At 72.3% G+C, this 12,279-nt stretch carries 13 protein-coding genes and 1 other RNA gene; 8 read left to right on the forward strand and 6 right to left on the reverse strand.

Annotation, left to right across the window (positions count from 1 at the left end; translation table 11 throughout):
* Position 1 precedes the first annotated feature (1 nt).
* Together BRM3_RS11620 and BRM3_RS11625 are read right to left on the reverse strand one after the other, a co-directional pair.
* Entirely contained in the window at positions 2 to 1,153 is a 1,152-nt protein-coding gene (locus tag BRM3_RS11620) for an inorganic phosphate transporter (RefSeq protein ID WP_263593466.1), read from the reverse strand.
* Positions 1,154 to 1,359: 206 nt separating this feature from the next.
* The gene (locus BRM3_RS11625; RefSeq protein ID WP_263593467.1) at positions 1,360 to 2,508 is read right to left on the reverse strand and encodes an MFS transporter; all 1,149 of its coding nucleotides are present in this window, start codon (positions 2,506 to 2,508) and stop codon (positions 1,360 to 1,362) included.
* A 279-nt stretch (positions 2,509 to 2,787) separates the two neighbouring features.
* Here BRM3_RS11625 and BRM3_RS11630 point away from each other — a divergent pair, with 279 nt between their 5' ends.
* Genes BRM3_RS11630 through BRM3_RS11645 form a run of 4 tightly spaced genes read left to right on the forward strand, consistent with a single transcriptional unit; the run spans position 2,788 to position 5,964 of the window.
* Complete coding sequence (locus BRM3_RS11630; RefSeq protein ID WP_263593468.1) at positions 2,788 to 4,065, forward strand: aminotransferase class V-fold PLP-dependent enzyme; 1,278 nt, start codon at positions 2,788 to 2,790, stop codon at positions 4,063 to 4,065.
* 14 nt (positions 4,066 to 4,079) lie between these two features.
* Complete coding sequence (gene sufU / locus BRM3_RS11635) at positions 4,080 to 4,556, forward strand: Fe-S cluster assembly sulfur transfer protein SufU (protein WP_263593469.1); 477 nt, start codon at positions 4,080 to 4,082, stop codon at positions 4,554 to 4,556.
* 5 nt (positions 4,557 to 4,561) lie between these two features.
* A complete protein-coding gene (locus tag BRM3_RS11640; RefSeq protein ID WP_263593470.1) occupies positions 4,562 to 5,419 on the forward strand; it encodes a Nif3-like dinuclear metal center hexameric protein in 858 nt (285 codons plus the stop codon).
* Positions 5,416 to 5,964, forward strand: a complete 549-nt coding sequence (locus BRM3_RS11645; protein ID WP_263593471.1) for an AAA family ATPase — start codon at positions 5,416 to 5,418, stop codon at positions 5,962 to 5,964. The genes BRM3_RS11640 and BRM3_RS11645 overlap by 4 nt, the downstream gene beginning before the upstream one ends.
* 29 nt (positions 5,965 to 5,993) lie before the next feature.
* Here BRM3_RS11645 and yaaA read toward each other — a convergent pair whose 3' ends face one another.
* Positions 5,994 to 6,791, reverse strand: coding sequence for a peroxide stress protein YaaA (gene yaaA, locus BRM3_RS11650; protein ID WP_263593472.1), 798 nt, complete (start codon positions 6,789 to 6,791; stop codon positions 5,994 to 5,996).
* A 105-nt stretch (positions 6,792 to 6,896) separates the two neighbouring features.
* On the opposite strand from yaaA, the gene rnpB reads away from it, so the two are divergent.
* Positions 6,897 to 7,257, forward strand: an RNA gene (gene rnpB, locus BRM3_RS11655) — RNase P RNA component class A.
* A 42-nt stretch (positions 7,258 to 7,299) separates the two neighbouring features.
* On the opposite strand, the gene ppgK is transcribed toward rnpB, so the two are convergent.
* Both ppgK and map read right to left on the reverse strand, forming a co-directional pair.
* Positions 7,300 to 8,079, reverse strand: coding sequence for a polyphosphate--glucose phosphotransferase (gene ppgK, locus BRM3_RS11660; protein WP_263593473.1), 780 nt, complete (start codon positions 8,077 to 8,079; stop codon positions 7,300 to 7,302).
* A 100-nt stretch (positions 8,080 to 8,179) separates the two neighbouring features.
* Complete coding sequence (map, locus tag BRM3_RS11665) at positions 8,180 to 9,085, reverse strand: type I methionyl aminopeptidase (protein ID WP_263593474.1); 906 nt, start codon at positions 9,083 to 9,085, stop codon at positions 8,180 to 8,182.
* Between the two features lie 79 nt (positions 9,086 to 9,164).
* Here map and BRM3_RS11670 point away from each other — a divergent pair, with 79 nt between their 5' ends.
* The gene (locus BRM3_RS11670; protein ID WP_263593475.1) at positions 9,165 to 9,344 is read left to right on the forward strand and encodes an SPOR domain-containing protein; all 180 of its coding nucleotides are present in this window, start codon (positions 9,165 to 9,167) and stop codon (positions 9,342 to 9,344) included.
* Between the two features lie 4 nt (positions 9,345 to 9,348).
* Here the strand turns inward: BRM3_RS11670 and panB are convergent, their stop codons facing one another.
* Positions 9,349 to 10,170 (reverse strand): 3-methyl-2-oxobutanoate hydroxymethyltransferase, encoded by an 822-nt coding sequence (panB, locus tag BRM3_RS11675; RefSeq protein ID WP_263593476.1) that lies wholly within the window; start codon positions 10,168 to 10,170, stop codon positions 9,349 to 9,351.
* 94 nt (positions 10,171 to 10,264) lie between these two features.
* Between panB and BRM3_RS11680 the strand changes: the two genes are divergently transcribed.
* Positions 10,265 to 10,846, forward strand: a complete 582-nt coding sequence (locus tag BRM3_RS11680) for a hypothetical protein (RefSeq protein WP_263593477.1) — start codon at positions 10,265 to 10,267, stop codon at positions 10,844 to 10,846.
* An 89-nt stretch (positions 10,847 to 10,935) separates the two neighbouring features.
* Entirely contained in the window at positions 10,936 to 12,273 is a 1,338-nt protein-coding gene (locus BRM3_RS11685) for a glutamine synthetase family protein (protein ID WP_263593478.1), read from the forward strand.
* The last annotated feature ends 6 nt before the right edge of the window (positions 12,274 to 12,279 follow it).

Raw genomic sequence — 12,279 nt, forward strand, 5'->3', positions numbered from 1 at the left:
ATCAGGCGTGGGTGGGGGTCGGGGCGGAGGTGGACGACGTGACGGGGACCTCGTGGGTCTCGTGCACGTTGTCGGCCGTGACCTTGTGGCGGTTGGCGACCACGAGCACGGCCACGACGCCTACGACCAGCAGGGCCAGGACGATGCCGACGCCGATCGGGCCGAGCAGCGTGATCGCGGCGGCGACGGCGCCCACCGCGGCGGCGGCCGGGAGGGTCACGAGCCAGGTGATCGCCATGCGGCCGGCCACGCCCCAGCGGACCTCGGCGGCGTTGCGCCCGACCCCGGAGCCCATGATCGCGCCGGAGGCCACGTGCGTGGTCGAGAGGCCGAAGCCGAGGTGGCTCGAGGCGAGGATCGCGGCGGTCGTCGAGGTCTCGGCCGCGAAGCCCTGGGGGGCCTTGATGTCGACGAGGCCCTTGCCGAGCGTGCGCATGATGCGCCAGCCGCCCGAGTAGGTGCCCAGGCCGATCGCGAGGCCGGCGCACAGGATGACCCACAGCTGCGGAGCCGTGCCGCTGGCCTGGAAGCCGCCGGCGACGAGGACGAGGGTGATGACGCCCATGGTCTTCTGGCCGTCGGAGGTGCCGTGGGCGAGCGCGACCATCGAGGCGGAGATGGTCTGGCCGTGGCGGAAGATGCCCGAGGACTTGCCCTCGGCGTCCGGCGTGATCCGGTAGGCCAGGCGGGTGGCGATCGCGGCGGCGATGCCGGCGACGAGAGGAGCGGCGAGGGCGGGCAGGAGGATCTTGGAGATGATGACGCCGAAGTGGACGCCCGCGACGCCCGCCGAGACGAGCACGGCGCCGATCAGGCCGCCGAACAGGGCGTGGGACGAGCTCGACGGCATGCCCAGCAGCCAGGTGAGCAGGTTCCACAGGATCGCGCCCGTGAGACCGGCGAACACCATGATCGGCGTGATGAGGGTGTCGTCGACGATGCCCGAGGAGATGGTCTTGGCGACCTCGGTGGACATGAACGCACCGGCGACGTTGAGCACGGCCGCGAGGGCGACGGCGACCCGGGGCTTCAGTGCGCCCGTGGCGACCGACGTCGCCATCGCATTGGCGCTGTCGTGGAACCCATTGGTGAAGTCGAAGGCCAGGGCCGTGATGATCACGATGGCCACGATCACGAGAGTTGAGGTGAGCACTTGGTCTCCTGGAAGAGGTGGGCGCGGTTGCTCCGCGTCCCTGTCAGAGTAGGCCCGCTTCGACGCGCGTAGAACCCCCTGAATGTCCTGGTCGGATGGGGGTCTGACCCCCTCATGACGCCCAGGTGAACGGGAGGTGAACGACCCCGCAGTGGCGCAGTTCAGGGGCATTCTGTGTCGATTCTGTGCATCTTCTGCGAGATGCTTCACATCGGGCGCGTCACGACCCTCTCGCCCCGTCCGAGCGCCAGGACGAGGGGTGCGGCGAGCGCCGCGCACACCGCCATGGCCCCGAAGGCGAGGGCGGGGGAGAGATCGAACCAGTGCCCCGCGACCGCCGTCATGACGGCCGTCCCGCCGCCCGTGCCGAGCGCCGCGTAGAGCCCCTGCGCGGGCGCGACGAGCGTCGGGTCGATGTGCCGGCGCAGGGTCTGCACGAAGGCGACCTGCATCATGCCGAAGGTCAGCCCGTGCAGCGCCTGCATGCCGAGCAGCACCGGCACCGAGGGCGAGAGGGTCCACACCGCCCAGCGCACGACCGAGCCGGCCACGGCCGTCCCCATGAGCGCGGCGAGCGACCAGCGCTCCGCGACCGCGCCGGTGAGGCGGAAGACGATCAGCTCGGCGAGGGGAGCGAGCATGAGGAAGACCGCGATCAGCGCCGCCGGGGCGCCGAGGCGGTCCAGGCGGAGCGTGCCGAAGGCGTAGTAGGCGGCGTGCGAGCTCTGCACGAGCACGGAGGCCAGCAGCGCGAGCATGAACACGCGGTGGGTCAGCAGCGGCCCCCAGGCGCCGAGCGAGCCCGAGCGCTGGGCCGCGACGACCTCGTCGCCGATCGGGAGCAGCGCCGCGCACGCCATCGCGAGCAGCGCCAGGATGAACACCCAGAGCAGCGCCCCGATGCCGAGCCACGAGGACACCGCGCCGTCCACGGCGGCGCCCGCGATGAAGCCGATCGATCCCCACATGCGCGTGGGCCCGTACGCCAGCACCCGGCGCTGCGCCCCGAGCGAGGCGGTCGTCTCGAGCACCGGCATCGCGGTCGGGTACAGCACCCCGAAGACCGCGGAGACGGCCATCAGCCCCGTGAACGACGTGCGCGGCACGAAGCACACGGCCACCACGAGGCACAGCCATGGCAGCACTCGCGTGATCCGCCCCATCGGGACCACCCGGTTGACGAGCGGGAAGAGGGTGACGACGGCGAGGGCGCGGGTCACGAGGGAGACGGTGATCGACAGGCCGATCTGGTTCGCGTCGAAGCCCCGATCGGTGAAGATCGGCGCCCAGTAGGACACGAACGTGGTCCAGCTGAAGAAGAACAGGAAGAACTGGATCCGCATCCAGGACTGCACGGCGGGCTCCTCGGGGGGTCGGGGCGGTGCCCCGGCACGGACGCCGCCCGGCCCGCCGCTCGAGGAAGGCCCTCGCGCCCGGCCCGTCCGCCGACAGCGGACAGCAGCTCTCGTTCACGCCCGATGAGGCTCCCGTCACGGTATCCCAGGCCGGGGCGTTCCTATACTGGCCAGGCGGGGCGAGGAGCCCTCCCGACGAGCCCCGGGACCCGCCGCGGCGCGCCCGCGCCAGCCCCTCGTCGCCACCGACCGCACCCCTGCCCAGGAGGCCCACTCGGCATGACCGGCACCCCTTCCGCGCTGAACGTCGAGAGGATCCGCGAGGACTTCCCGATCCTGCGGCGGACCCTCGCCGACGAGCGCCCCCTCGTCTACCTCGACTCCGGCGCCACGAGCCAGCGACCCGAGCAGGTGATCGAGGCCGAGGCCGCGTTCCTGCGCACCGGCAACGCCGCCGTCAAACGCGGCGCCCACCAGCTCGCGGAGGCCGCGACCGAGGCCTACGAGAGCGCCCGCGAGCGCGTCGCCGCCTTCGTGGGCGCCCCGCGCCCGGACGAGATCGTGTTCACCAAGAACGCGACCGAGGCCCTCAACCTCGTCGCCTACTCCCTCGGCAACGGCGGCCCCGGCGTGCCCGAGGGCCTCGTGGTCGGCGAGGGCGACGAGATCCTGGTGACCGAAATGGAGCACCACGCCAACCTCGTCCCGTGGCAGGAGCTCGCGCGCCGCACGGGCGCGACGTTGCGCTGGATCCCGCTCGGCGACGACTTCCGGCTCGACCTGACCGACCTCGACGCGCTCCTGACCGAGCGCACCAAGGTGTTCGCCCTGACCCACCAGTCCAACGTCGTCGGGACCATCAACCCCGTCGACCTGCTCGTGGCCAAGGCCCGCAGCGTCGGCGCCCTCGTCGTCCTCGACGCATGTCAGAGCGTGCCGCACATGCCCGTGGACGTCGCCGCCCTCGACGTGGACTTCGCGGCGTTCTCCGGGCACAAGATGCTCGGTCCCACCGGCATCGGCGTGCTGTGGGGCCGCTACGAGCTGCTCGCCCAGATGCCGCCGTTCCTCACGGGCGGCTCCATGATCGAGATGGTCCACATGGAGGGCTCGACCTACGCCGAGCCGCCCGCCCGCTTCGAGGCCGGGACCCCCATGGTCTCCCAGGCCGTGGGCCTCGCCGCCGCGTGCGACTACCTCGACGCCCTCGGCATGGAGGCGGTCGCCGCGCACGAGCAGGTGCTCACTCATCGTGCGGTCGCCGGGCTGCAGGGCATCGACGGCGTGCGCATCATCGGCCGCGACGCCGCGCCCGACCGCTTCGGAGCGGTCGCCTTCACGCTCGCCGGTCGCCACCCTCACGACGTGGGGCAGGTGCTCGACGCCCAGGGCATCGAGGTGCGCGTGGGCCACCACTGCGCATGGCCCCTGCACCGGCGCTACGGGATCCCCGGCTCGACCCGGGCGAGCTTCTCCGTCTACACCACCGAGGCCGAGGTCGACGCCCTGATCGAGGGCATGGGCCAGGTCGTCGACTTCTTCCAGCGATTCGAGTGACAGCGGTACCCACCATGACCAGCACCCACCTGAACTCCCTCTACACCGAGATCATCTTCGAGCACGACAAGCGGCCCCAGCACGCCGGGCTGCGCGAGCCCTTCGACTCCGAGGTCCATCACGTCAACCCCACGTGCGGAGACGAGATCACGCTGCGCCTGCACCTGACGGGCTCCGACGAGACCGCGACGATCCAGGACGTCAGCTATGACGCCCAGGGCTGCGCGATGTCCAGGGCCTCCGCCTCGATCCTGGCCGACCTGCTCCGCGAGCAGAGCGTGCACCACGCCAACGAGATCGCCGACAGCTTCGAGCTGTCGATGGCCTCGCGCGGCAAGGACCCGGGCGACGAGGAGCTGATCGGCGACGGCGTCGCGCTGCTCGGTGCCTCGAAGTTCCCCGGCCGCGTCAAGTGCGTGCTGATGGCTTGGAAGGCCTACCGGGCCGCGCTCGTCGAGGCCCAGGCCGCGATCGACCGGCGCGGGGCCTGAGCGCCGTGGCGGACGCCTCGCCGCGCACCCTCGGCGACGTCGTCGGGGTGCTCGAGCAGACGTACCCGCTCGCATGGGCCGAGGACTGGGACCGGGTCGGCCTCGTCGTCGGTGACCCCGCCGCGCCCGTGCGCAGCGTCCTGCTCGCGGTCGACCCGACGCTCGACGTCGTCCGCGAGGCCGCCGGGCACGACCTGCTCGTGACCCACCATCCGCTCCTGCTGCGCGGCGCGAGCGCTCTGCCCACGACGACCGGCAAGGGCGCCGCGGTCACCGGGCTGATCCGCTCCGGGACGGCGCTGTGGTGCGGGCACACGAACGTCGACCGCTCGAGCCTCGGCACCGTCGGCGCGTGGATCCGCGCCCTCGACCTGCACGACGTCGGCCCGCTGGCCGCCGGGCCCTCGGCCCGCGAGGAGACCGTGGCCGCTCACGGCTCGCGTCTCGTGGGGCTCGGCGCCGTCGGCTCCCTGCCGGCCGTCACCACGGTGCGCGAGCTCGCGACCCGGATCGCCGCGACCGTGCCCGCGACCGCCCAGGGGGTGCGCTGGACCGGCGACGCCGAGCGCCCCGTGCACCGGGTCGCGGTCTGTCCCGGCGCGGGGGACTCGTGCCTCGCCGACGCGGCCGCGAGCGGCGCCGACGTCTACGTGACCTCCGACCTGCGTCATCACCCGGCGCTCGAGCACGTCGAGTCGGCCGCCGACGCCGACGCCGTGCCCGCCCTGATCGACGTCGCCCACAGCGCCTCCGAGGCGCTGTGGCTCCCGCTCGCGCGCGAGCTCCTCGCCGACGTGCTCCCCGAGCTCGCGGTCCACGTGAGCGAGGCGTCGACCGATCCCTGGTCGGGCAGGGTCGGATGAGAAGGGCGCGGCTCGTGCTGCTGAACGGGCCGCCCGGCGCGGGCAAGTCCACCCTGGCGCGCCATCTGGCCGAGGACGCCCCGCTCGCCCTCGCGCTCGACGTCGACCAGCTCAAGCATGCGCTGGGTCGGTGGGACGAGGAGCTCGACCGCGCGGGCCTGCACGCGCGGGAGCTCGCCCTCGCCCTGGCCGCGGCACAGCTTGCGAGCGGTCGTGACGTCCTCGTGGGCCAGTACGTCGCCCGCCCCGCCTTCCTCGACCAGCTCGCGTCCGTGGCCGCCGCCGCGGACGCGAGCTGGGTCGAGATCCTGCTCGACGTCGACGAGGCCACGCTGCGCGCCCGGCTCGACGCCCGGGCCCGGCGCCCCGAGCGTCCCGAGCAGCGGGTCAACGCGCGGCTCGTCGGCCCGGACGACGCGCCCCGCCTGCTCGAGTCCCTCACGGCGGTGCGCGCGCAGCGTCCCGGCCTGCACGTCGTCGACGCGCGCGGGGATCTCGAGGCGACGGCGGCCGCGGTGCGCGCCGTGCTCGACGCCGTGCGCTGAGAGGACGACGGGCCCGGGCCCGCGGCCGCTCACTCCACGGGATCGACGATGACGAGCCGGTCCCCGTCGAGCTCGACGCGCAGGCCGCGGCCTCCGGCGCCGCTCAGCGAGGCCAGGCGCGGGCGCAGCAGGTCGACGAGGGCGTCGGCGTCGGCGGGCGGCTCCGCGGTGGCGAGCAGCTCGCGCGTGACGAGGCCCCGATACCGCTTCGCGTCGTGCGAGATGACCGTGCGCGTCTCCCCGCGCTGCTGGACGGGGGAGACGGCGAGCACGCGCACGCCGTGGCCCGTGCGCAGCGGCAGCATGGACCGGTAGGCGCCCGAGCGGGCGTCGATCACGAGCGGCGAGGCGTCGTCGGCCTCGCGCTCGAGCAGGGCCAAGCGCAGCGGGCGCAGCTGCGCGGACCACCAGGGTCCCGCCGTGCCCAGCCGGTGCAGACGCGAGGACGCCGAGAGGCGGTAGGCGGGGATCCGATCGTGCGCGGCGTCGACGAGGCCCAGCAGGGCGCTCGCGACCAGGACGCGGCGGTCCCGGGGGACCGCCGCGGAGGGGTCGAGCTGGTCGTACAGCACCCCGGAGTAAACGCCGAGGGCGGGGCCGGCCGGCTCGGCCTCGATCCGCGCCATCCGGTCCACGAGCTCCGGTGCGGACGGAGGTACCCCCAGATGCTCGGCCGCGCCGCGTCCCGCGGTGGTGCGGGCGACCGCGCGCAGCACCGTGCGCCGGGCCGACGTCAGCTGCGGGTGGGCGAGCGCCTCGAGGTCGAGCACGGGGGCGTGCTCGTCGGGGCGGGTCTTGGTCTCGGACGGGGGGAGCAGCAGGAGCACCCGGCCATCCTCCCAGGGCGAGAGGGCGAGCACTCGGCGCGGCGCCGAGAGCTTCCGCACGTCAGCGCGAGACAGCGGGAGGGCCGGCGTAGACTCCCGGGCGGACCAGTCGGCCGGGCAGTCGCGTCCCCGAGGCATGAGCGTCGGGGCCGAGGAAAGTCCGGGCTCCATCCGGCACGGTGGTGGGTAACGCCCACCCGGAGCGATCCGCGGGACAGTGCCACAGAGAGCAGACCGCCGAGCCCCGCCTGCGGGGCCCGGTAAGGGTGAAAGGGTGGTGTAAGAGACCACCGCGGTCGTGGTGACACGACCGGCACGGCAAACCCCACCGGGAGCAAGGTCAGACAGGGGATGTCCGAGGGCGCCGGCCCGAGTCCCCGGGTGGACCGCTGGAGATCGTCGGCGACGGCGATCCGAGATGGATGACTGCCGATCACAGAACCCGGCTTACAGGCCGGCTGGTCCGCCCCCCGGGGTGCGTGCCGTGCGCGGACGCGCCCCGGCCCGCTCAGCTCGCGTGCTTCTTGGCCTTCTTGTGCGCGGCGCGCGCAAGGGCCGCGGCGCCGATGATCCCGGCCTCGTTGCGGGTCTGGGCCGGCACGATCGGGGCCCGCAGGTCCAGCAGCGGCAGGAAGTGCTTGTGCTTCTTGGAGACCCCTCCGCCGACGATGATGAGGTCGGGGCTGAACAGGAGCTCGAGCACCGAGTAGTAGCCCTGCAGGCGCTCGGCCCATGCCTCCCAGTCCAGCTCGTCGCGCGTGCGCGCCGAGTCCGCGACGTGCTTCTCCCAGTCCTCGGCCTCGCCGTCGAAGGGGATGTGGCCCAGCTCGGTGTTGGGCACGAGCTCGCCGTCGTTGAAGAGCGCGGTGCCCACGCCGGTGCCGAGCGTCGTCATGAGCACGACGCCCTTGACCTTGTGGCCGGCGCCGAACTCCATCTCGGCGATGCCGGCGGCGTCGGCGTCGTTGACCACGAACACGTCGTGGCCCGTGCGCTCGGTGAGCAGGGAGTCAACGTCGGTGCCGATCCACGACTTGTCGACGTTCGCGGCCGTCATCGCCACGCCGTGCTGGATGACCGCGGGGAAGGTGACGCCCACGGGCAGGTCGTCGTCGATCGTGAAGGCGTCGAGCAGCTCGGCGACCGTGTCGGCCACGGCCTCCGGGGTCGAGGGCTGCGGGGTCGGGATCCGCAGGCGGTCCGCGGACAGCTCGCCCTTCTTGAGGTCGACCGGGGCGCCCTTGATGCCGCTGCCGCCGATGTCGATGCCGAACGCTGCTTTGCTCATGGCTTCTCCTGAGGGAGTCGGCGGCTCCGTAGCCGCACGGTGAGGGACGTGCCTGTCAGTGTTCCAGATGGCGCCGCCTCGTGCGGCGCCGGTTCGTCGATCAGACGACGGTGAGGGTCTCGTACCCGCCGTCGGTGATCAGGAAGGTGTGCTCGAACTGGGCCGTGAACGAGCGGTCGGCGGTCACGACCGTCCACCCGTCGTCCCACTGCTCCCACGCCTGCGAGCCGAGCGTGACCATGGGCTCGACCGTGAGCGTCATGTTCGGCTCGACGATGTCGTCGAACAGGGGCGCGGAGTCGTAGTGGGGGATCACGAGGCCGTTGTGGAAGCCCTCGGCGACGCCGTGGCCGGTGTAGTCGCGCACCGACTCGTAGCCGAAACGGCCCACGTACTTCTCGACCACGCGCCCGATGACGTTGACCTGCCGCCCGGGCTTGGCCGCGCGGATGCCGCGCCACATGGCCTCCTCGGTGCGCTCGATGAGGTCCGCCGCATGCGGGTCGACCTCGCCGACCGGGAAGGTCGCGTTGGTGTCGCCGTGCACGCCGTGGATGAACGCGGTGACGTCGACGTTGAGGATGTCGCCCTCCTCCATCACGGTGGAGTCGGGGATCCCGTGGCAGATCACTTCGTTCAGGCTCGTGCAGCACGACTTGGGGTAGCCGAGGTAGCCGAGCGTGGAGGGGTAGGCGCCGTGGGAGACCAGCACGTCGTGCACGATCTCGTCGATCCGGTCGGTCGTCACGCCCGGCTCCGCGGCCTCGCCGGCCGCCTGCAGCGCGAGGGCCGCGATCTGGGACGCCTCGCGCACCCGCTCGATGACCGAGGCGCTCTGCACGAAGGGGCCCACGTCGTCCGAGGCGGCCTCGTCCTTGCCGACGTACTCCGGCCGCTCGATCGAGGCGGGGACCGACCGGATCGGGGAGAGGGTGCCGGGAGTGATGAGGGCGCGTCCCGCGGGACGCAGCCATGGCTCGTGCGATGCGCCGTGCTCTACAGTCATGGCCACCAGTGTCTCATCGTCTCATCGCGGCCGGTCCGGCATACGACCGGCCGCGTGCACCCGATCCAGGAGGACGGCCATGGACTACTACTTCAACCTCGAGACGAAGCAGGTCGAGGAGGGGCCGCAGTCGCCGAGCAACGAGCTCATGGGCCCCTACGCGACGCGCGAGGAGGCCGCGCGGGCCCTTCAGATCGCCGCGCAGCGCAACGAGTCGTGGGACGACGAGGACGCCGCCTGGAAGGGCGAGCAGGGCTGAGGCGTCACTCGAAGGAGTGCTCGGCGCCCGGGTAGCGGCGGCCCTCGACGTTCTCCCGGTAGGCCGTGGCCGCACGCCGGAGGTCGTCGCCGATCTCGGCGAAGCGCCGCACGAAGGCCCCGCGGAAGTCCGACAGGCCCGCCATGTCCTGCCACACGAGGACCTGGCCGTCGCACGCGGGCCCCGCGCCGATCCCGATCGTGGGGATCTGCAGGATCTCCGTGACCCGCTCGGCCACCGCGGCCGGGACCAGCTCGAGCACGACCGCAAACGCGCCCGCCTCCTGCAGCGCGAGGGCCTCGTCGGCGAGCCGGTCGGCCGAGGCGTGGTCGCGGCCCTGGACCCGGTGGCCGCCGAGCGCATGGACCGACTGCGGGGTGAAGCCGAGATGTCCCATGACGGGGATCCCCGCGTCGACGAGCGCGCGCACCCGGTCGGTGATCGCGTGGCCGCCCTCGAGCTTGACGGCGTGGGCCCCCGCCCGCATGAGCTCGACGCCGTGGGTGACGGCGTCCGCGACGGAGGTCTGGTAGGAGCCGAAGGCGAGGTCCGCGACCACGAGCGGACGGGTCACCGAGCGCGCGACCGCGCCCGTGAACGTGAGCATGTCCTGGTGGGTCGTGTGCACCGTGGAGTCGTAGCCGAGGACCGTCGTGCCCACGGAGTCCCCGACCAGCAGCACGTCGATGCCGGCGCTCTCGAAGATCCTCGCGGAGAACTGGTCGTACGAGGTCAGCATCGCGAAGCGGCGGCCCGTGTCCTTGGCGTCCTGGAGGTGGCGGATGCGCACGCGGGCGGGGCGGGACGGATCGGTGGGGGCGTTCATGAGGGCTCTCCTGGTTGGTGCGAGGCCGGAATACGTGACATCATCCCCCATGCCGTCGTATGACGGGGACCACACGCCTCGAGGGAGAACCACCATGATCACCACGATCCGTTCGATCCGCAGTGCCGCCGTTCTCGGCCTCGGCGGCACCGCCATCGCGATCTCGCTCGCCGCCTGCGGTGGCGGCGGCACCGTGACGGCCGACGAGACCACCTCGGCCGCCGCGGAGACGACCTCGGCGAGCGAGTCCGCGACCGAGTCGGAGTCGGCCGAGCCCAGCGCCACCGAGAGCGAGACCGAGTCGGCCGCGCCCGCGACGAGCGAGGCGGCCGCCCCCGTCACCGAGGACGACCTCAACGCCGCGAAGCAGAACTGGATCGACTTCTACACGGCCGTGGGCAACAAGGACTACGAGGGCGCGTGCCGCCTCGTGGTGCTGCCCGGCTCGAAGCAGCCGATGACCGACGACCTGGTCAAGCAGTGCGCCGAGGGCGCGAGCTCCGACCCGAACGTCGACCAGATCTCGCCCGAGCTCGCCGCCCAGGTCACGCCCGACCTGCTCGAGGCGCGCGACAACGGCGACGGCACCATCATGGTGTCGATCCAGGGCCAGGACATGCCCTACCCCAACATCAAGGGCGACGACGGCAAGTGGTACCTCGAGGCGCAGCTCTGATCGGCTCCGCCCCGCTCGACGGGCCGTCCCTCCCCTGCGGGAGGGGCGGCCCGTCGTCGTGAGCGGGCCTGCTGCGGCAGACTGGTCCCATGGAACGCCACCAGGACGTCGTCATCCGCACGGTCGAGGAGAGGGACATCCGCTTCGTGCGGCTGTGGTTCTGCGACGTGCTGGGCACGCTCAAGTCGATCGCGATCTCCCCGTCGGACCTCGAGAACGCCTTCACCGAGGGCATCGGCATCGACGGCTCGGCGATCGAGGGCCTCACCCGCGAGTACGAGTCGGACATGCTGCTGCGTCCCGACCCGGCGACGTTCGAGCTGCTCCCGTGGCGCGGCGAGGTGGCCGGGACCGGCCGCATGATGTGCGACGTGCTCACCCCCGACGGCCAGCCGGCCGCGTCGGACCCGCGCCGCGTGCTCAAGGACGCGATCGCGCGCGCCGAGGCCAAGGGCCTGGAGTTCTTCACCCATCCCGAGATCGAGTTCTACCTGTTCGAGCGGGGCTACGAGCCCGGGCAGCCGCTGCGCCCCGTCGACAGCGCCGGCTACTTCGACCACGTCCACCGCGCGAGCGGACAGGACTTCCGGCGCACGGTGATCCAGTACCTCGAGGCCATGAACATCCAGGTCGAGTACTCCCACCACGAGAACGGCCCGGGCCAGAACGAGATCGACCTGCGCTACGCCGACGCGCTCACGACCGCCGACAACATCCTGACCTTCCGCACCGTGGTCAAGGAGGTCGCGCTCTCGATGGGCCAGGTCGCGACCTTCATGCCCAAGCCGATGATCGACAACCCGGGCTCGGGCATGCACACCCACCTGTCGCTGTTCCAGAACGGGCGCAACGCCTTCCACGAGCCCGGCGCCGAGTACGGCCTCTCCCGCACCGGGCGCCAGTTCATCGCGGGGCTGCTGCGCCACGCCCCCGAGTACTGCGCGGTCACGAGCCAGTTCGTGAACTCCTACAAGCGCCTGTGGGGCGCGCAGGAGGCGCCGAGCTACGTGTGCTGGGGCCACAACAACCGCTCGGCGCTCGTGCGGGTCCCGTTCCACAAGCCCACCAAGGGCACGAGCTCACGCGTCGAGTTCCGCGGCGCCGACTCGGCCGCCAACCCCTACCTCGCGTTCGCGGTGCTGCTGGCCGCGGGTCTCGCCGGCATCGACGGGGAGTACGACCTGCCCGAGGGCGCGGAGGACACGGTCTGGCAGCTGACGGACCGGGAGCGGCGCGCGCTCGGCTACGAGCCGCTGCCGACCGACCTGTTCCGGGCGCTCGAGACCTTCGAGTCCTCCGAGCTCATGGCCGAGACCCTGGGCGAGCAGGTCTTCGAGTACTTCCTGCGCAACAAGCACGTCGAGTGGGACCGCTATCGCGAGCAGGTGACCTCGGTCGAGCTCGACGCCACCTTCTATCGGATCTGAGGCCAT

The organism is Brachybacterium huguangmaarense, assembly GCF_025725725.1.
GTDB lineage: Bacteria > Actinomycetota > Actinomycetes > Actinomycetales > Dermabacteraceae > Brachybacterium > Brachybacterium huguangmaarense.